Origin of the sequence: Curtobacterium sp. SL109 (assembly GCF_026672405.1) — a bacterium.
Classification (GTDB): domain Bacteria; phylum Actinomycetota; class Actinomycetes; order Actinomycetales; family Microbacteriaceae; genus Curtobacterium.
The window spans coordinates 2716988-2736313 of record NZ_JAPPRB010000002.1 but is presented as its reverse complement, the minus strand read 5'-3'; the positions used below and the strand labels follow the sequence as shown (position 1 = coordinate 2736313).

Genomic DNA, 19326 nt, shown 5'->3' with positions numbered 1-19326 from the left:
GGACCCACACCGCATGACCATGACCCCGGAGCAGGCCACCTGGTTCGCCGACGTCGCCGGCCGCATCGTGACCAACGTCGAGCAGGTGCTCCTCGGGAAGACGTTCGTGATCCGCCTGGCGGTCACGGCGATGCTCAGCGAGGGTCACCTCCTCCTCGAGGACGTGCCCGGCACCGGCAAGACGAGCATGGCCCGGGCGCTGGCGCAGAGCGTGCAGGGTTCGACGAACCGCATCCAGTTCACCCCGGACCTGCTGCCGGGTGACATCACCGGCATCAGCGTCTACGACCAGCGCCGGCAGGAGTTCGAGTTCCACCGGGGTCCGGTCTTCTCCAACATCGTCCTCGCCGACGAGATCAACCGGGCGAGTCCGAAGACCCAGTCCGCCCTGCTCGAGGCGATGGAGGAGTCCGCCATCACCGTCGACGGCGTCACCCACCGGCTGGCGGCCCCGTTCATGGTCATCGCCACCCAGAACCCCGTCGAGCAGGCCGGCACGTACCGCCTCCCCGAGGCGCAGCTCGACCGCTTCCTCATGAAGACCTCGATCGGCTACCCGGACCACGCCGCGACCGTGAAGATCCTCGAGACCTCGTCGGCGCCCGCGTCGTCGGTCCCGATCGCGAGCGTCGTGCCCGCGGCCACGATCACCGAGATGGCCGCCGTCGCCCGCACCGTGCACGTCGACCCCACGATCGCCGACTACGTCGCCCGCCTGGTCGACGCCACCCGGTCCGCCAGCGAGGTCCGGCTCGGCGTCAGCGTCCGCGGCGCGATGGGCCTGATGCGCGCCTCGCGGGTGTTCGCCGCCGTGAGCGGACGGCACTACGTCACCCCCGACGACGTCAAGGCCCTCGCCGAGCCCGTCCTCGCGCACCGGTTGGTCCTCGACGCCGAGGCCGAGTTCGACGGCGTGAGCCCGTCGAGCGTCGTCTCGCAGCTCCTGGTCGAGACCGCACCACCCGCCGACCGAGCCGTCGCGTGACCGATCGCCGGCCCGTCTCCACGCGCTCACGCCGCCCCTCGTCGACGTGGTCGCGTCGCTCGAGCACGGCGTACGAACGCACGGGGACCGTGGCCGGTGTCACGAACGTCCGCACCCGGCTGGTCGGCGACCGCGACGGCGTCGCCGCCGAGGCCGTGGTCGGCGTCGTCCGCCTGTGGCGCACCGCCAGGAGGCAGCTCCTCCGTTCCTGGGACGAGGTCTCGTCCGTCGTCACCGGCCTGGGCTGGACGGTGGCGGTCCTCACGATCGTCGCGTTCGTCGTCGGGTACCGCTTCGGGCTCCGCGAGGTCGTCGTCGTGGGCTTCGCCGGTGCTCTGCTCGTGGCGGTGGCGGCCGTCGCGCTGATCGGTCGCTCCCGCCTGCTCATCCGGATGAGCCGCCCGGTGCGCCGGGTCGCGGTCGGTGACGACGCGGCGGTCACGGTGACGGCGGAGAACCCCACGCGCTTCCCGTCGGTGCCGACGACGGTCGAGGTCCCCGTCGGCTCCGGGCTCGTCGACGTCGCGATCCCGTCGATCGCTCCGCACGGCACCTTCGAGCGCGCGGTGCCCGTCCCGACCCTCCGCCGCGGGGTGCTCGACGTCGGTCCGGTGACCGGTGTCCGCGCGGACCCGGTGGGGCTGGTCCGTCGGGAGCTCGTGTGGACCGACCGCGAGCAGGTCATCGTGCACCCGCGCACCGTCGCGATCCCGTCGACGAGCACCGGTCTGGTCCGCGACCTCGAAGGGCAGGCCACGACGGACCTCTCCCCGGCGGACATCTCCTTCCACGCGATCCGCGAGTACATGCCCGGCGACGACCCCAGGACCGTGCACTGGAAGTCCACGGCGAAGACCGGCGCGCTCATGGTGCGGCAGTTCGAGGACACCAGGCGGTCGCACCTCGTGGTCGCGCTCGGGCTGTCGCGCGCCGAGTTCGCCGACGAGGACGAGTTCGAGCTCGCCGTCAGCGCGGCGGCGTCCCTCGGCAGCCGAGCCGTCCGCGACGGTCGCGAGGTCACCGTCGTCGTCTCCGAGCGCACGCCGGAGTTCGCCAAGCGCGCGGTGTACGCCGTGCACCGACTGCCCACGGTCACCCCGACCAGGCTCCTCGACGCCTTCGCCTCGGTCGCCCTCGCCGACGCCACCCTCCCGGTGGCCGAGGTCGCCCGCATCGTCGGGACCGACACCGCCGGGATCTCCGTCGCGTTCCTCGTCGTCGGGTCCACCGTCGAGCTGCCAGCGCTCCGCCTCGCCGCCACCCGCTTCCCGATCGGTGTCGAGGTCGTCGCGGTCATCTGCGAGCCGGAGGCCGTGCCGCGCTTCGTCCGGGTGCCCGGCCTGACGGTGATGACGATCGGCTACCTCGACGACCTCCGCCACGCCCTGCACCGATCGGCCGCGGCGTGAGCGCCCCCGTGAACGCCCCCGGGGGTGCACCGGCGAGTGCGCCGACGCGGTCCCGTCGGGCCGATCGTCGGGCCGACCGCCGGAACGCCCGCCGACTCTCGGTGTCCCGGCTCGTCGGCGGCACCCTCGTCGTCTGGCTGCTCCTCGCCGTGGCGAGCGTCGCCTGGTGGCCGATCCACCGGTCGGACGCGATGATCGTCGCCGCGGTCACCGCCGTGGTCGGCGGCACCGTCGTCGCGCTGCTCGGTGCCGTGTACCGCCTGCCCGCGGCGGCCGTCGCGATCGCGACGGTCGCGCTCTTCGCCCTCACCGGCGTGCCCGCGGCGGTCCCCGGCCAGGCCAGGGGACTGCTGCCGACCGGTCAGGGCCTGCTCGACCTGTTCTCCGGCGTGGCCCTCGGCTGGAAGCGCCTGGTGACCATCAGCCTGCCCGTCGGCAGCTACGAGGCCCTGCTGGTGCCGTTCTTCGTGACGATCCTGCTCGCCACGGTGACGGCCGTGACGGTGGCGACCCGAGCCTCCCGGCAGGAACTGGCGAGCATCCCGCCCCTGGTGCTGCTCGCGGCCGGGATCGTCCTGGGCCCGAGCCGACTCGACACGTCGATCGCCCTCGCTGTCGTGCTCACCGGCATCGCGCTGGTCTGGGCGCTCACGGTGCGCCATGCACGCCGTGCCGTCGCCGTGGCGCGGACCATCGGTGCCCGCGTCGCGGTCCGTCGGTCGGTGCTCCGGCCGGCCCTCGTGGGCACCGGCACCATCGTGGCCGCCGCGGTCGTCGCGACCGGACTCGGGCTCGTCGCGCCGCCCGCCACGTCGCGCACCGTCGCGCGGACCGACGTCGTCAAGCCGTTCGACCCGCGCGACTACGTGAGCCCGCTCAGCGGGTTCCGGGCCTACGAGGAACCGGCGCAGGCGGACGCGACCCAGCTCCGCGTGACCGGACTGCCCCAGGGCGGCTTCGTCCGGGTCGCCACGCTCGACACCTGGGACGGCGTCGCCTACCGGGTGGGCGGTCCCGACGGGTCGTCGGCCTCCGGCACCTTCGAGCGGGTGCCGACCTCCGTCGACGTCCGAGGCGTCCGCGGGACCGCGGTGGACGTCGGTGTGACGGTCGACGGCTACCGCGGCGTCTGGCTGCCGACCGTCGGCGACCTCGAGTCGGTGCGCTTCGCCGGGACGACGGGGGACCGCCAGCGCGCAGCGTTCTTCTACGACCGGGCGACCAGCACCGGAGCCGTCGTCGGCGGCGTCGGGGACGGCACCCGGTACGACCTGTCCGCGGTCGTCCCCGACCAGCCGACGGACGAGCAGCTGGCGGGCGCCCGACCCGGGACGGCGACGGTCCCGGCACCCCGCAACGTCCCCGATGCCGTGCGGGACACCGTCGACGCGACCACTGCCGACGCGGAGACCGACGGCGCGAAGCTCCTGGCGATGATCCGTGCGCTGCAGCGGAACGGGTACGTCAGCCACGGGGTCGGCGACGACCGCGCCAGCCGGTCCGGGCACGGAGCCGATCGCATCCAGGAGCTCCTGACGGCCCCGCTGATGATCGGCGACCAGGAGCAGTACGCCGTGGCGGCGTCGCTGATGGCGCAGCAGATCGGGTTCCCGGCGCGGGTGGTGCTCGGGTTCGCCTCCGGCGGCGACTCGGGCGCAGCGCGCCCCGGTGCCACCGTGTTCGGCGTGACGACCCTGCGCGGCTCCGACGTCACCGCCCGCATCGAGGTCGACACCGCGCAGTGGGGGTGGGTGACGATCAACCCCAACCCCGCGGTCCGGGAGATCCCCCGGGACGAGGACCAGACCCCGAAGCCGGTCACCCGCCCGGAGACCGTCGTGCCGCCGCCCCCCGCCGAGCAGCAGGACCAGGACCAACAGACGCCCCCGCAGACCGACCGGGACACCCCCGACCAGCCCCCGCTGTGGCTGCAGATCCTGCTGGCCGCACTGCCGTGGGTGCTCGGCACGCTCGGGTTCGTCGCCCTCGTGCTGCTGCCCTTCGTCGTCATCGTGGCGATCAAGCGCGCCCGTCGACGCCGCCGCCGCCGTGGTCCCGACGCCCGGGCGCGGATCACCGGGGCGTGGGACGAGTACCGTGACGCCCTCCTCGACCACGGCCACGCGGTCCCCGCCGCCGCCACGCGCCGCGAGGTCGGCGCGGGTGCCCCCGGCGACGGCGGCTCCGGGCTCGCAGCGCTGGCCGACCGTGCCGTGTTCGGACCCGCCGATGCGGACGACCGCGCCGCCGACCGGATGTGGCAGGCGACGGAGACCGCGATCGGCACGCTGCAGGAGGGCCAGAACCGTCATGCCCGGCTCCGCACGGCGGTCTCGACGCGGTCGCTCCGCACGGACACCGTCGCGTCGCGTGTCCGCGATGCCGCCCGTCGGCGGGGCAGGAGCACGCCGGTCGGGGGTCGCCGAGGACGCGGAGCCGACGGTGACTACGATGTCCGGAGGCCCGCCGAGCGTCGCAGCGGGCCGGACGAGGACAGAGGCAACCTGTGATCAGATGCGAACACTGCGGATCGGTGCTCCCCGAGGGAGCGATCTTCTGCGGTGAGTGCGGGCGTGCGGTGAGCGCGGCTGCCAGCCGCCGGACCGTCGCTCCCGAACCCGCCGATCGGGGTACCCCGCCGCCGCTCCAGCAGCCGGACGCGCACGGGCGCCGCCAGGACCCGGCCGCCGAGGCCTGGCTGCCGGAGTCGACCCTCGACCCCGCCACCCGTGCGTGGCTCACCGGTGCTGACCGCCACGACGAGCACCCGCCGGCGGTGCCCGTCAGCACCCCGGACTCCTTCGCGCCGCGGACCGCGCCGACGCACGTGCACGGTTCCGGCAGCGGTCTGGGCGAGTGGAGCGGACGGCAGGACGCACCGGCCGCGCCGGGGGAGCGGGCCGCTGCCCCCCACCAGCACGGCCAGCCAGATCAGCCCGGCCAGCACGGCCAGGCCGGCCAGCACGATCAGCACGACCGTCAGGCAGCGCCGAACGACCGTCCGGCACCCCCGTACGGCGTCAACGAGGACGACCCCGAGGTCACCCGGGTGGCGTCACGGACCCGGGCGTCGGCGCCGGCAGCGGCGCCGGCGGCTGGCCCGGCTCCTGCGCCCGCCCCGGAACCCGTCGTGGACGCGTCGGGCGACCGGGCTGCCGAGCCCGGCACCGGGTCGGCCACGCCGGTCTGGGCACCGCAGGAGCAGCAGCCCCCCGCTGCGCCGAGTGCGCCGTCGTGGTGGATCGGCCGCGCCACGGACGACCGCGCGACCGCCGAACCGGACGAGGCGCCGACGCACGCCGACGCCGGCACGGCATCCGGAGCCGCGGACGGTGCTCGACCGGAGGACCACGACGATGAGTCGTCGTCAGGAGCCTCGACGGTGGGAGCCTCGACGGACGAGGCCACCGAGACGGTGACGCCTGCAGGCGACCACGCGGACGAGCCGTCGGACGACATCGCCCCGTCGGACGGCGCCGCCCCGTCGGGCGACGCCGCTCGACCCGGCGACGCAGCTCCGTTGGGCGACGCCGCTCGCTCCGGGGACACCGCCGTCGTCGAGCCGCTCGTCGACCGGCAGCCGCCGCGGCCCATCTCCCTGGTCCAGCCCGGCGCCCACCACCCCACCACGTGCCACGTGTGCGGGCACCAGCTCGAACCCGACGACATCTTCTGCAACGAGTGCGGCGCAGTCCGACCAGCGGTCACCGCCGCCTTCACCGGCCCGGTCGTGCCACTGCCGATGCTGCGGCCCGACTGGGCAGCGCGCGACCTCGACCCGGCGGTCGGCGACGACTCGACTCCGGCGACCGACGACGAGGTCGCCGAGCCTGCGACCGACACGGGGGAACCCGAGGGCGCGCCGCTGGCGGCACCGCTCCCGCCGTTGCCCGATGCCGCCGAGGACGCGGCCGGTCCAGTCGCCCAGGAGGCCCCGGTCGAGTCAGTCGAACCGGCTCCGCTCCCAGACGCGGTGCCGACGAGCGTCACGCCGGTCGACGAGGTCGAGGACGCTCCTGCACCCGCTGACGACGAGGACGTGGACGAGACGCGCATCGTGGCGAAGACGCCGAGCCGAGCGCCCTTCGTCCTGCACTTCAGCACCGGCGAACGGCTCGGCCTGCACGGCACGGCGCTGTTCGGGAGGCTTCCCCGCCCGGAGCCGGGCGAGCGCTTCGACGACCTGCTCACCATCCACGACCCGGGCAAGTCGGTGTCGAAGACCCACCTGGAACTCGGGCGGGACGGCGACGACCTCTGGGTCTCCGACCGTTTCTCGGGCAACGGGTCGGTCATCCGGCACATCGACGGCTCGATCCGGCGCTGCGAGCCGGGCCGGCGCTACCGCGTCGAGCGGGGCGCGCGCGTCGACGTGGGCGAGCAGTTCTTCCTCGTGCAGTAGTCCCGCCGCAGGAGCATCACTCCTCCACAGCTCGGGCCACGGGCCGGTTCATCCACGGATGGACCGGCCCGTTCCGGTCGCGGTCCGCGCCTGCGGTGGACTCAGGGCATGCGCGCTTCGGTCGTCCGGCTCCTCGTCCTCGCTTCGGCAGTCCTCCTCGGTGTGGTCGCGGTCGTCCACGGCGCGGTGACCGGCGCCGCCTGCGCAGTGTGTCTGCTGGCCGTCGCTGCGCTGGTGCGTGACCGCGTCGGTGTCGAGCAGGAACCGGAGCTCCCGCCGGCGCACCTGCCGGTCGAGACCGATGTCGGCGTCGACCCCGACGTACCCGTCGTCGTGACCCTCGACCGGCTCGCAGTGGGGACGGACCCGGACGGGCGGGTCGTCCACCTCGACGCCACCGCCGGGATCGTCGTGATCGGGCACGGAGCCCTCGCGGTCGGTGTCGTCACGGCACTCGCGTCGTCGCTGAGCGCGGCGGCGGATGACACCCACGTGGTCCGCTTCGCCGCCGGGGCCTGCGTCGACCTCCCGGCGTCCCGTCACGGCGTGGCGGACGGGACGGCCGTCGCGGTCGTGCTCGACGAAGCCGGTGCCAGGGTCGCGTCGGTCGTGCTCGTGCCGGACCTCCGGACGCTGCCGCGACGACCGGCGTCCACGGTGGAGGTCAGCCGGTACGGGTGCACGGTCCGCGCCGATCCGGACGCTCCCAGCGGTGTGGTCGTCGTCCCGGCGCTGCCCGAGCTGCAGCCCGCGCAGACCGCGACGCCATCACCGGCCTCGGCCTCGGCCTCGGCCTCGGCCTCGGCCGACACCACGGTCGCCGCCGCGTGGAGGAGTCAGTCGTCGCCGGCCGTCAGCGCAGACCGTCGCCGACCCGGACGGACCCGACGGGCACGCCACCACCGAGGACCTTCTCACCCGTGGCCTGGAGCACGTCGGCAACACCATCGGTCGGTACCAGGCCGTTGCGCTGCAGCAGGGTCAGCGCAGCGAGCGTCCCCGCACGGAGAGCCCCGTCGAGGACCTTCACGACGACCGCTGCACCACCGGGCACCGCCATCACCATGACGCCCTCGGCGCCGAGCTTCGCGACGAGTCCCAGGCGTTCGATCGTCACCGTGTTCGCCCGCCCGACACCGTCGATGGCCCAGGCATTCGCCAGCACCGCGTCGGTGAGGGCCGCCGTGTCCGCGTCCGATCGCTGGACGAACCCGGCGAGCCCGCGGGCCAGGCCGGTCAGCGTGAGGGGGAACACCGGTGCGCCACAGCCGTCCGTGCCGACCACGTCGACGACCTCACCCGTGGCGTCCTCGACCGTTGACCGGACGAGCTGCTGCAGCGGGTGCGCGATGTCGAGGTAGGTGGCCTCGTCCCAGCCGTTCACCCGGCAGGCGGCGAGCATGCCGGCGTGTTTGCCGGAGCAGTTCATCGCGAGCCGTCGGGGCCCGGTCATCGTCTGCGCCGTCGCTCGGTCGAACGGCATGTCCGGCGGGCAGCCCAGGTCGTCCTCGACGTGGTCGAAGGAGGCGAGCATGTGCTCGGCGAGCGACTGGTGTGACGGCGTCCCCGCGTGGCTCGCCGTCGTCATCACGAGCTCCGGGCCGGAGAACAGCGCGCCGGCTCGGCGGATCGCCAGCGCCTGGAAGGGCTTCATGGTGGACCTGGGGTAGATGCTCGCCGTCGGGTCGCCGACGGCATCGAGCACGGCACCGCTCGCGTCCACGACGACGCCCGCGCCGACGTGCCGGCTCTCGTCGAACCCGGAGCGCTCGAGCACCGCCAGCTCGACGGACCCCGCCGCGGTGAGAGGATGGCGGTCGGTGCGGACTTCGGTGCTCTCCGTCATACGGCGATCGTACCGAGCGGCGGAGCGCCCGAGCAGCAGCACGGCACCGAGCAGCAGCACGGCACCGAGCAGCAGCACGGCACCGAGCAGCAGCACGGCACCGAGCAGCAGCACGGTACCGAGCAGCAGCACCGCGAACCGAGCAGCACCGCGACCGAGACGAGGAGCCACCGTGCAGGACCACAGCTACGAGGTCGCCGTCCGCTGGACCGGCGACCGGGGGACCGGCACGAGCGGGTACCGGGAGTACGGCCGTGACCACGTCGTCAGCGCGGCGGGCAAGCCGGACGTCGACGGCTCGGCCGACCCGACGTTCCGCGGCGACCGCGACCGGTGGAACCCCGAGGAGCTCCTCACGGCCGCGCTCGCCCAGTGCCACATGCTCAGCTACCTGCACGTAGCCGTCACCCAGGGCTTCACCGTCCTGGCGTACGAGGACCGCGCGACCGCCACGCTCAACCTCAACCGCGACGGCTCGGGGGAGCTCACCGGCGCGACGCTGCACCCGGTGGTCACCATCGCGGAACCGGACCGCGTGGCCGACGCCGAGGCCGCCCACGCCCAGGCGAACGCGCTCTGCTTCATCGCGCGGTCCGTGGCCTTCCCGGTGCACCACGAGGCGACCACGCTCGTGCTCCAGCAGGTCGACGAGAGCGCACTCGGATCGGACTCATCGACTGCGTGAGGCAGACTGGGTCCTCGTGAAGCGTCTCCGCCTGCTCCCGATCGCCCTCGTGCCCGTCGTCCTCCTCGGGCTCGCCGCCTGCTCCGGCTCCGGATCCGGGGGTGCGTCCTCGTCGCCCTCCGCCTCTGCGAGCGGGACGCCCGCCGCGATCACCAGCTGCCCCAAGCCCGGCAAGTCATCTGACGCGATCGACGTCTCCGGTGACTTCGGCGGCAAGAAGGCGCCGTCGGTGAAGTTCGACAAGGGCCTCACGGCGTCCTCCCCGCAGGCCACCACGGTCGTCAAGGGCTCCGGCGACGACCTGAAGTCCGGCCAGTACGCGCAGGTGGCCTACAGCGTCTACCAGGCGTCGAACGCGAAGAAGCTCGGCACGGTCGGCTTCGACCAGGGCAACCCCCAGGTGCTGACGGTCGGTGGCAGCGGCTTCGGTGCGCTCCTGGCGTGCTCGACCGTGGGCGACCGCCTCGCAGCGATCGGTTCCTCCTCGGCCCTCGGCTTCACCACCGGTGGCGACATCGTCGTGGTCGCCGACGTCATCGCGAAGACCCCCACCAAGGCCACGGGCACGCCGCAGGACCAGAAGTCCGACCTGCCGACGGTGAAGGACAAGGCCGACGGCGAACCGGAGATCACCATCCCCGACGTCGCGGCCCCGACGACCACCACCCCCGAGGTCGTCAAGCAGGGCGACGGCGACGCGGTGGCCGAAGGTGACACCGTGCTCGTGCAGTACAAGGGCGTCGTCTACGACGGCGGCAAGGAGTTCGACTCCTCGTGGTCGAAGGGCGCCCCCACCACGTTCACGATCGCCGAGGGCCAGCTCATCAAGGGCTTCGTCACCGGGCTCGTCGGCCAGAAGATCGGCTCGCAGGTGATGATCGTCGTGACACCCGAGGACGGCTACGGCGCCACTCCGCCCGAGGGCTCGGGCATCCCGAAGAACGCCACGCTGGTCTTCGTGGTCGACCTCCTCGCGAAGGGCTGAGCGACCGGCCCGTCGCCAGCGGCGTCGGTAGGTTGGGACCCATGGACACCACCCCGGCCCGTCGCCGCGTCGTCATCCTCGGCAGCACCGGCTCCATCGGCACCCAGGCCCTCGACGTCATCGCGCGGAACCCCGACCGCTTCGAGGTCGTCGGGCTCACCGCCGGCAGCAACGCCGGACTCCTCGGAGAACAGGCCAGCGCGTTCGACGTCCACGAGACCGCGCTCGGAGCTCCTGACGCCGAACGCCTGGTCCGCAGCGTCGAGGCCGACGTCGTCCTGAACGGCATCACCGGTTCGGTCGGCCTCGGCCCGACGCTCGCGACGTTGGAGACCGGCGCGACGCTGGCCCTGGCGAACAAGGAGAGCCTCATCGTGGGCGGTCCGCTCGTGCAGGCCGCCGCCGCACCGGGGCAGATCGTCCCGGTGGACAGCGAGCACTCCGCCATCGCCCAGGCACTCCGTTCGGGCACGGACACCGAGGTCCGCCGACTGGTCCTGACCGCCAGCGGCGGTCCGTTCCGGGGACGGAGCCGGGACGAGCTCCGCGACGTCACCCCGGCGCAGGCGCTCGCGCACCCGACGTGGGACATGGGCCTCGTCGTCACGACGAACTCGGCGACGCTGGTGAACAAGGGCCTCGAGGTCATCGAGGCCCACCTGCTCTTCGGCGTGCCCTACGACCGCATCGACGTCACGGTGCACGCGCAGTCGATCGTGCACTCGATGGTCGAGTTCGTCGACGGCTCCACCATCGCCCAGGCCTCGCCCCCGGACATGCGCCTGCCGATCGCGCTCGGCATGGCCTGGCCCGACCGGGTGCCGGAGGTCGGGGTACCGCTCGACTGGACGACGGCCAGCACGTGGACCTTCGAGCCGCTCGACACCGAGGCCTTCGGCGCGGTTGCCCTCGCGAAGCGCGTCGGTCAGCTCGGCGGCACGTACCCGGCCGTCTTCAACGCCGCGAACGAGCAGGCGGTCGCCGCGTTCCACGCCGGCGCGATCGGCTTCCTCGACATCGTCGACACGGTCGAGCGCGTCGTCGAGACACACACGCCGGGGGAGTCCTCGCTCGAGGGCGTGCTCGCCGCGGAACGCTGGGCACGCCAGGCTGCGGACCACGCGTTGACGCGCTGAACCCGCCTGACCCGGCCGGGAGGCTCGACCCACCACCCAGCGCGCGCTCGGCTGGTTCTTCGAATCAGTCCCGTACGCTGCTCCGGTGACCGTCGGAACCGTGCTCCTGTTCGTCCTCGGCGTCGTCGTCTTCATCGTCGGCCTGCTGATCTCGATCGGGCTCCACGAGCTCGGTCACCTCGCGTTCGCGAAGCTCTTCGGGGTGAAGGTGACGCAGTACTCGCTCGGCTTCGGCAAGGCGGTCTGGTCGTTCCGCCGCGGGGAGACCGAGTACGGCATCCGACCGATCCTGCTCGGCGGCTACATCTCGATGGTCGGCATGCTCAAGCCGCGCGCGTCCGGCAGAGCGATCACGAACACCGGCATGTACAGCGCGTTCATCCAGGACGCCCGCCAGGCCAGCGCCGAGCAGATCGCCGAGTCCGGCGGGGACGACTCCCGGGCGTTCTACCGCCTGACCCCGTGGAAGCGGATCATCGTGATGGTGGCCGGCCCGGCGATGAACCTGGTGATCGGCGTCCTGCTCTTCGGCGTGCTGCTCGTCGGGTTCGGCGCACCGACCACCACCTTCACCTCCCGGGTCGACTGCGTCCTGCCCACCACCGCGAGCACCAGCTGCTCCCCGGGCGACGACGTCTCCCCGGCCAAGCAGGCGGGGCTGCGGTCCGGCGACGTCGTCGTGGCCGTCGACGGCCAGCAGGACCCCACGATCACGCAGGTCTCCGATGCCTTCCAGAAGTCGGCCGGCACGCCCGTCTCGGTCGTGGTGCAGCGGGACGGTGACCGGAAGACCGTCGAGGTCACCCCGACCCTCGCGACGCGCGACGTCTACGACGCGCAGGGCAAGATCGTCGAGAACGCCGACGGCACCGCGAAGACGCAGCAGGTCGGCGTCGTCGGGGTCAGCATCGGGCAGACGCTCGTCCGGCAGTCTCCCGCTGCGGTGCTCCCGGCGACGGGCGCGCAGATCGGTGCATCGGTGCACCTCATCGTCGACCTGCCGCAGCGCCTCGTCGCGGTGTGGAACGCGGCCTTCGGATCACAGGCCCGCTCGGCCGACAGCCCCGTGTCCGTGGTCGGCGTCGGCCGGGCCATCGGCACCGTGTCGTCGATGAGCGGCGTCCCCGTGGTCGACAAGATCTACACGATCCTCGGCCTGCTGGCGTCGCTGAACATCGGCCTCTTCGTGCTCAACATGGTGCCGCTGCTCCCGCTGGACGGCGGGCACATCGCCGGGGCGCTGTGGGAGGCGATCAAGCGTCGCGCCTTCACGCTCGTCGGCAAGGCGGACCCGGGGCCGATCGACCTCGCGAAGACGATGCCGCTCACGATGGTCGTCGTCGTCCTGCTGGCCGGCATGAGTGCGCTGCTGATCTACGCCGACATCGTCCGGCCGGTCAACCTCTTCGGCTAGCGGCTGTCCGGGTCCCTCGGGCAGCACTACGCTCTCCGCATGAGCACAGCGCCCGAGGTCCGCACGGTCGAGCGGCAGGGCATCGACGTCATCGCCGAGTCCGAGCGGAAGGGGCGCCCCCGCGGGCTCTTCTGGCCGTGGTTCGCGGCCAACATCTCCGTGCTCGGGCTGAGCTACGGCTCGTTCGTGCTCGGGTTCGGCATCTCCGCCGCCCAGGCCACGATCGTGTCGGTCATCGGGGTGGCGTTCTCGTTCCTGCTCTGCGGCGTCGTCGCGATCGCCGGCAAGCGCGGGTCCGCGCCGACGATGGTGCTCAGCCGTGCGGCGTTCGGCGTCCGCGGCAACCGGCTGCCCTCGTTCCTCAGCTGGATCCTCACGGTCGGGTGGGAGATGGCCCTGGCGTCCCTCGCCGTGCTGGCGACCTCGACCGTGTTCCGCGAGCTCGGGTGGGACGACGGCGTGCTGACGAAGCTCGTCGCGCTCGTCGTCGTCGCGGCGCTCGTCATCGGTGCCGGCATCGCGGGCTTCGACGTGATCATGCGGCTGCAGACCTGGATCACGGTCATCACCGCCGTGCTGACGGTCGTGTACATCGTCCTCGCCGTCCCGTCGATCGACCTCGGCGCCCTCGCCGACCTGCCGTCCGGCAGCACCCAGAACGTCATCGGGGCGCTGGTGCTCGTCATGACGGGCTTCGGGCTCGGCTGGGTGAACGCGGCCGCCGACTACTCCCGGTACCTCCCGCGGTCGGCGTCGACCGGCGGCGTGGTGTGGTGGACGACGTTCGGCGGGGCCCTCGCTCCGGCGGTGCTCGTCGTCATCGGCGTGCTGCTCGCCGGTTCGTCGAAGGACCTCAGCGCTGCGATCGGCGCCGACCCGATCGGTGCCCTGACCACCCTGCTGCCGGTCTGGTTCCTGATCCCGTTCGCCCTGGTCGCCGTGCTCGGGCTGGTGGGCGGTGCCGTGCTCGACATCTACTCGTCGGGCCTCGCGCTCCTCAGCGCCGGCGTCCGCATCCCGCGCCCCGCCGCAGCCGGTGTCGACGGCGTGCTCATGGTCGCCGGCGCGATCTACGTCGTCTTCTTCGCGAAGGACTTCATCTCGCCGTTCCAGGCCTTCCTCGTCACGCTCGGTGTCCCCGTCGCCGCCTGGTGCGGCGTCTTCGTGGCCGACGTGCTGCTCCGGCGCCGGGCCTACGCCGAGGGTGAGCTCGACAGCGTCGGCGGCCGCTACGGCGACGTGCGGTGGGGTGCGATCGCCCTGGTGCTCGTCGGCACCGCGCTCGGATGGGGTCTCGTCACGAACACGTACGGGGTGCCGTCCTGGCTGAACTGGCAGGGGTACCTGCTCGAGCCGTTCGGCCTCGGCGGGCGCACGGGGGCGTGGGCGTACGCGAACCTCGGCGTGCTGGTCGCCCTCGTCGTCGGCTTCGTCGGCACACTCGCCACCGCACGGGGTGCCGTCCGTCGGCAGGAGGAGCAGCCGGTCACCGAGCCGATCAGCAGCGTCCCGGACACGGAGCTGCAGCGATGACCGACCCGTCGACGCCGACCGACCAGTCGCCGTGGCTCGTCGTGATCGACATGCAGCGGGTCTTCACCGGGGACAGCGCCTGGGCCGCACCCGGCTACGAGCGGGCGGCGGCAGGCATCGAGCGGCTCCTGCCGCGGTTCGTCGGCCGGACGGTGCGCACCCGGTTCGTCGCGCCGGAGCACCCGCAGGGTGCCTGGGTCGACTACTACCGCGACTGGCCCTTCGCCCTCGTGCCCGACGCCGACCCGCTGTACGAACTGACCGAGCCGTTCGGGGCGGTGGACGGCCCCGTCGTCACCGAGCCGACGTTCGGCAAGTGGGGGACCAGCCTCCAGGCGGTCGTCGGTGACCACCCGCACCTCGTGCTGACCGGGGTGTCGACCGACTGCTGCGTGCTCGCGACGGCGCTGGCAGCGGCGGATGCCGGAGCCCGCGTGACGGTCGTGGCCGACGCGTGTGCCGGTGCGAGCGACGCCGACCACGAGCGCGCCCTCGACGTCATGCGCCTGTACGCGCCGCTGATCACCGTCGCGGACACCCTCGAGGACTGACGCGCCGGACCCGCCCCGGGCTGGGGGCAGCCGTGTCGGTGTGAGCGCGTAGAGTCCATGTCGTGCCCGCTGTGAATCTCGGTATGCCCAAGGTCCCCGAAACCCTCGCCCCTCGCCGCAAGTCCCGCCAGATCCGGGTCGGCAAGGTGCTCGTGGGTGGCGACGCGCCTGTGTCCGTGCAGTCGATGACCACGACGCCGACCACGAACATCAACGCGACGCTCCAGCAGATCGCGGAGCTGACCGCGTCCGGCTGCGACATCGTCCGCGTGGCCGTCCCCACCCAGGACGACGCCGACGTGCTGCCGATCATCGCGAAGAAGTCGCAGATCCCGGTCATCGCGGACATCCACTTCCAGCCGAAGTACGTCTTCCAGGCGATCGACGCCGGCTGTGCCGCGGTCCGGGTGAACCCGGGCAACATCCGCAAGTTCGACGACCAGGTCGGTGCGATCGCCGCGGCGGCCAAGGCAGCGAACGTCAGCCTGCGCATCGGCGTCAACGCCGGGTCCCTCGAGCCGAGCATCATGCAGAAGTACGGCAAGGCCACGCCAGAAGCCCTGGTCGAGTCCGCCGTGTGGGAAGCCTCCCTGTTCGAGGAGCACGACTTCCACGACTTCAAGATCTCGGTCAAGCACAACGACCCGGTCATCATGGTCAAGGCCTACCGGCTGCTCGCGGAGCGTGGCGACTGGCCGCTGCACCTCGGTGTGACCGAGGCCGGCCCGGAGTTCCAGGGCACGATCAAGAGCGCCACGGCGTTCGGCATCCTGCTCGGCGAGGGCATCGGCGACACCATCCGCGTCTCCCTGTCGGCGCCCCCGGCGCTCGAGGTCAAGGTCGGTCTGCAGATCCTGCAGTCGCTCAACCTCCGCGAGCGCAAGCTCGAGATCGTCTCCTGCCCGAGCTGCGGCCGCGCACAGGTCGACGTCTACCAGCTCGCGAACGACGTCACCTCGGGGCTCGAGGGCATGACCGTCCCGCTCCGCGTCGCCGTGATGGGCTGCGTCGTGAACGGCCCCGGTGAGGCACGGGAGGCCGACCTCGGCGTCGCGTCGGGCAACGGCAAGGGCCAGATCTTCGTGAAGGGGCAGGTCATCAAGACCGTCCCCGAGAACGAGATCGTCCAGACCCTCATCGACGAGGCCAACCGCCTGGCCGACGAGATGGGCCCGGCCGCAGGCACGGGCAAGCCGCTCGTCGTCACGTCCTAGTCGTCCACAGCCAGCGGGCCCGAGCGTTCGGGTCCGCTGCGCGCCGCTAGGCTTGCGTCGTGGTCACACGGCTCTCGCATCTCTTCCTCCGTACGCTCCGCGACGACCCCTCCGACGCCGAGGTGACGAGCGCGAAGCTCCTCGTCCGCGCCGGGTACATCCGTCGCCAGGCCCCGGGCATCTTCGCCTGGCTGCCGCTCGGCCTCCGGGTCCGTGCGCGCATCGAGGGCATCATCCGCCAGGAGATGGAAGCGGCGGGTGCGCAGGAGGTACTGTTGCCGGCCCTCGTCCCGCGTGAGCCGTACGAGGCCACCAACCGCTGGACCGAGTACGGCGACGGCATCTTCCGGCTCAAGGACCGCAAGGACGCCGACTACCTCCTCGCGCCCACGCACGAAGAGCTGTTCGCCCTGCTCGTGAAGGACCTGTACTCCTCGTACAAGGACCTCCCCGTCACGCTCTTCCAGATCCAGGACAAGTACCGCGACGAGGCCCGCCCGCGCGCCGGCCTGCTGCGTGGCCGCGAGTTCACGATGAAGGACGCCTACTCGTTCGACGTCACCGACGAGGGGCTCGACCGCAGCTACCAGACGATGCGCGACGCCTACGAGCGCATCTTCACCCGCCTCGGCCTCGAGTACGCGATCGTCAAGGCCGACGCCGGGGCGATGGGCGGCTCGAAGTCCGAGGAGTTCCTGCACCCGATCGCCGTCGGCGAGGACACCTACGTGCGGAGCGCCGGCGGCTACGCGGCGAACGTCGAGGCCTACGTCACCGCCGTGCCCGACGCCCTGCCGATCGACGGCCAGGCGGAGCCCGTGCTGCTCCCGTCCGCCGACACCCCCACGATCCAGACGCTCGTCGACCACGCGAACCAGGTCGCCCCGCGCGACGGCGCTCCCTGGACCGCCGCGGACACCCTGAAGAACGTCGTGCTCGCGCTCACGCAGCTCGACGGCACGCGGGAACTCGTCGTCGTCGGGCTGCCCGGCGACCGCGACGTGGACCTCAAGCGCGCCGAGGTGGCCTTCGCCCCGGCCGAGGTCGAAGCCGCCGGCGACGACGACTTCCGGAAGCACCGCGGCCTCGTGAAGGGCTACATCGGCCCGCAGGTGCTCGGTGCCGACAGCGCGTCCGGCATCCGGTACGTGGTCGACCCCCGCGTGGTCGACGGCACCGCGTGGCTCACCGGCGCCAACGAGCGCGGCATCCACGTCGCCGGGCTCGTCGCCGGTCGTGACTTCGTGGCCGACGGCGTCGTCGAGATCTCGGACGTCCGTGCCGGCGACCCCGCGCCCGACGGCTCCGGCCCGCTCGAGATCGCCCGCGGCATGGAGATCGGGCACGTCTTCCAGCTCGGTCGGAAGTACGCCGAGGCGCTCGGCCTCAAGGTGCAGGACGAGAACGGCAAGCTCGCCACCGTCACGATGGGCTCGTACGGCATCGGCGTGACGCGCATCCTCGCGATCCTCGCCGAGGCCCACAACGACGAGAAGGGCCTCGCATGGCCCAAGCACGTCGCCCCGTTCGACGTGCACGTGGTCGCGACCGGCAGGGACACCACCGCCTACGACTTGGCGGAGTCGATCGTCGCCGAGCTCGAGGGCGACCGCTACGACGTCCTGTACGACGACCGTCCCAAGGTCTCCCCGGGCGTCAAGCTCCGCGACGCCGAGCTCCTCGGCATGCCGATCGTGGTCGTCGCGGGTCGCGGCGCAGCCGACGGCATCGTCGAGCTCTGGAACCGCGTGACCGGCGACCGCACCGAGGTGCCGGTCGCGCAGCTGCGTGAGGCCGTCAGCGCGATCTAGTGGCGCACGCCAGCCCTGGTCGCGACCAGGACACGGACGGGAGGCCCGGTGCCAGCTGGCACCGGGCCTCCCGTCCGTGCGGCCGGGGTGGGGCTGGCGCGTCGGCCCGGTACCGGCGGCGTGTGCACACGGTCCGTACCGGCGCAGGTGGGCGACCTGCAGTGCGGTAGTCTGGACGCCGACTTCTGCGCGGTTCCAATGCGCCGGAGCGACTCATCTGAATACGGAGGCCCTCGGTGAAGATCGATCTCGCAGTCCTGCGACTCATGGAGCGTGAACGGGAGATCCCGTTCGAAGAACTCGTCCAGATCATCGAGTCGGCCATCCTCACGGCCTACCACAAGCACACCGACGAGAACGGCGAGCCGGCCGACGCACAGTCCCGCGTCGAGCTCGACCGCAAGTCCGGTGAGGTCAGTGTCTTCGTGCCGGAGCGCGACGACGAGGGCACCGTCATCGGCGAAGCCGTCGACCAGCCGAGCGACTTCGGTCGCATCGCGGCGTTCGCGGCGAAGCAGGTCATCAACCAGCGCCTGCGTGACATCGGGGACGACAAGATCCTCGGCCAGTTCCGCGGGAAGGAAGGCGACATCGTCGCCGGTGTGGTCCAGCAGGGCCCGAACCCGAAGATGGTGCACGTCGACCTCGGCACCGTCGAGGCGATCCTGCCGCCCGAGGAGCAGGTGCCGGGGGAGTCCTACACGCACGGCTCGCGCATCCGCGTGTACGTGACGAGCGTCGGCCGCGGCCACAAGGGCCCGCAGATCATCGTCTCCCGCACGCACCCGGGTCTGGTGCGCAAGCTGTTCGCCCTCGAGGTCCCCGAGATCGCGTCCGGCGTGGTGGAGATCACCTCGCTCGCCCGCGAGGCCGGTCACCGCACGAAGCTCGCCGTCAAGGCGAACGAGCCCGGCGTGAACGCCAAGGGTGCCTGCATCGGTGAGCTCGGCGCCCGCGTGCGTGCCGTGACGACCGAGCTCGGTGCCGAGAAGATCGACATCGTCGACTGGTCCTCGGACCTGGCGACCTTCGTGGCCAGCGCGCTGTCGCCGGCGAAGGTGACGAGCGCGTTCGTGCTCGACGCCTCGACGAAGGCCGTCCGCGCCCTCGTGCCGGACTACCAGCTGTCGCTCGCGATCGGCAAGGAAGGGCAGAACGCCCGCCTCGCCGCCAAGCTGACCGGTGCGCGCATCGACATCCAGCCGGATTCGATCCTCGACGAGGACTGAGGATCGACATCCAGGCAGGTCGTCGAGGCTCGATCCTCGACGAGGACTGAGACCGAACCCGGCACCGAACGGGGTCGGCACTGAGCAGCGGAACCGGCGTTTCGCTCGTGGCGAGGCCCCTCCGGG

16 protein-coding genes are annotated in these 19326 nt (G+C 72.4%); 13 read left to right on the top strand and 3 right to left on the bottom strand.

Annotated elements, in window-relative coordinates:
* Positions 1 to 13: 13 nt before the first annotated feature.
* The 4 genes from OVA28_RS14480 to OVA28_RS14465 all read left to right on the top strand — a co-directional run bounded on the left by OVA28_RS14480 (position 14) and on the right by OVA28_RS14465 (position 6796).
* The gene (locus tag OVA28_RS14480) at positions 14 to 985 is read left to right on the top strand and encodes an AAA family ATPase (protein WP_194660390.1); all 972 of its coding nucleotides are present in this window, start codon (positions 14 to 16) and stop codon (positions 983 to 985) included.
* On the top strand, positions 982 to 2394 hold the full coding sequence (locus OVA28_RS14475; protein WP_268097440.1) for a DUF58 domain-containing protein: 1413 nt from the start codon (positions 982 to 984) through the stop codon (positions 2392 to 2394). The genes OVA28_RS14480 and OVA28_RS14475 overlap by 4 nt, the downstream gene beginning before the upstream one ends.
* Positions 2391 to 4904 (top strand): transglutaminaseTgpA domain-containing protein, encoded by a 2514-nt coding sequence (locus OVA28_RS14470; RefSeq protein WP_268097439.1) that lies wholly within the window; start codon positions 2391 to 2393, stop codon positions 4902 to 4904. Before OVA28_RS14475 ends, OVA28_RS14470 begins: the two co-directional genes overlap by 4 nt.
* A gap of 68 nt (positions 4905 to 4972) precedes the next feature.
* Positions 4973 to 6796 (top strand): hypothetical protein, encoded by a 1824-nt coding sequence (locus OVA28_RS14465; RefSeq protein WP_268097438.1) that lies wholly within the window; start codon positions 4973 to 4975, stop codon positions 6794 to 6796.
* Between the two features lie 48 nt (positions 6797 to 6844).
* Here the strand turns inward: OVA28_RS14465 and OVA28_RS14460 are convergent, their stop codons facing one another.
* The 3 genes from OVA28_RS14460 to OVA28_RS14450 form a co-directional block, all read right to left on the bottom strand.
* Positions 6845 to 7219, bottom strand: coding sequence for a hypothetical protein (locus tag OVA28_RS14460; RefSeq protein ID WP_268097437.1), 375 nt, complete (start codon positions 7217 to 7219; stop codon positions 6845 to 6847).
* Between the two features lie 116 nt (positions 7220 to 7335).
* Positions 7336 to 7611, bottom strand: a complete 276-nt coding sequence (locus OVA28_RS14455) for a hypothetical protein (RefSeq protein WP_268097436.1) — start codon at positions 7609 to 7611, stop codon at positions 7336 to 7338.
* A 38-nt stretch (positions 7612 to 7649) separates the two neighbouring features.
* The gene (locus OVA28_RS14450; RefSeq protein ID WP_268097435.1) at positions 7650 to 8813 is read right to left on the bottom strand and encodes an asparaginase; all 1164 of its coding nucleotides are present in this window, start codon (positions 8811 to 8813) and stop codon (positions 7650 to 7652) included.
* A 1-nt stretch (position 8814) separates the two neighbouring features.
* Between OVA28_RS14450 and OVA28_RS14445 the strand changes: the two genes are divergently transcribed.
* The 9 genes from OVA28_RS14445 (at position 8815) to nusA (ending at position 19200) form a co-directional block, all read left to right on the top strand.
* Positions 8815 to 9327 carry an OsmC family protein gene (locus OVA28_RS14445; RefSeq protein WP_268097434.1) on the top strand — a complete coding sequence of 171 codons (513 nt, stop codon included), beginning with the start codon at positions 8815 to 8817 and terminating at the stop codon, positions 9325 to 9327.
* A 16-nt stretch (positions 9328 to 9343) separates the two neighbouring features.
* Complete coding sequence (locus tag OVA28_RS14440) at positions 9344 to 10312, top strand: FKBP-type peptidyl-prolyl cis-trans isomerase (RefSeq protein WP_268097433.1); 969 nt, start codon at positions 9344 to 9346, stop codon at positions 10310 to 10312.
* Between the two features lie 41 nt (positions 10313 to 10353).
* Positions 10354 to 11448, top strand: coding sequence for a 1-deoxy-D-xylulose-5-phosphate reductoisomerase (gene dxr / locus OVA28_RS14435; protein WP_268097432.1), 1095 nt, complete (start codon positions 10354 to 10356; stop codon positions 11446 to 11448).
* Between the two features lie 85 nt (positions 11449 to 11533).
* Positions 11534 to 12862: a M50 family metallopeptidase gene (locus OVA28_RS14430; protein WP_194660399.1), complete on the top strand. Its 1329-nt coding sequence runs from the start codon at positions 11534 to 11536 to the stop codon at positions 12860 to 12862.
* Positions 12863 to 12901: 39 nt separating this feature from the next.
* The gene (locus tag OVA28_RS14425) at positions 12902 to 14395 is read left to right on the top strand and encodes a purine-cytosine permease family protein (RefSeq protein ID WP_268097431.1); all 1494 of its coding nucleotides are present in this window, start codon (positions 12902 to 12904) and stop codon (positions 14393 to 14395) included.
* Positions 14392 to 14946: a cysteine hydrolase family protein gene (locus OVA28_RS14420; RefSeq protein WP_268097430.1), complete on the top strand. Its 555-nt coding sequence runs from the start codon at positions 14392 to 14394 to the stop codon at positions 14944 to 14946. Before OVA28_RS14425 ends, OVA28_RS14420 begins: the two co-directional genes overlap by 4 nt.
* A gap of 83 nt (positions 14947 to 15029) precedes the next feature.
* Positions 15030 to 16160 (top strand): flavodoxin-dependent (E)-4-hydroxy-3-methylbut-2-enyl-diphosphate synthase, encoded by a 1131-nt coding sequence (ispG, locus tag OVA28_RS14415; protein WP_194660807.1) that lies wholly within the window; start codon positions 15030 to 15032, stop codon positions 16158 to 16160.
* A 59-nt stretch (positions 16161 to 16219) separates the two neighbouring features.
* Positions 16220 to 17971: a proline--tRNA ligase gene (locus OVA28_RS14410; RefSeq protein ID WP_268097429.1), complete on the top strand. Its 1752-nt coding sequence runs from the start codon at positions 16220 to 16222 to the stop codon at positions 17969 to 17971.
* Between the two features lie 236 nt (positions 17972 to 18207).
* Positions 18208 to 19200, top strand: coding sequence for a transcription termination factor NusA (gene nusA, locus OVA28_RS14405; protein WP_194625511.1), 993 nt, complete (start codon positions 18208 to 18210; stop codon positions 19198 to 19200).
* Positions 19201 to 19326: the final 126 nt, after the last annotated feature.

What these genes read in the sequence shown, in the direction of transcription:
- OVA28_RS14480 (WP_194660390.1), top strand. Translation starts at nt 14, where the DNA reads ATGACCATGACCCCGGAGCAGGCCACCTGGTTCGCCGACGTCGCCGGC.
- dxr (WP_268097432.1), top strand. Translation starts at nt 10,354, where the DNA reads ATGGACACCACCCCGGCCCGTCGCCGCGTCGTCATCCTCGGCAGCACC.
- OVA28_RS14425 (WP_268097431.1), top strand. Translation starts at nt 12,902, where the DNA reads ATGAGCACAGCGCCCGAGGTCCGCACGGTCGAGCGGCAGGGCATCGAC.
- OVA28_RS14420 (WP_268097430.1), top strand. Translation starts at nt 14,392, where the DNA reads ATGACCGACCCGTCGACGCCGACCGACCAGTCGCCGTGGCTCGTCGTG.
- ispG (WP_194660807.1), top strand. Translation starts at nt 15,030, where the DNA reads ATGCCCAAGGTCCCCGAAACCCTCGCCCCTCGCCGCAAGTCCCGCCAG.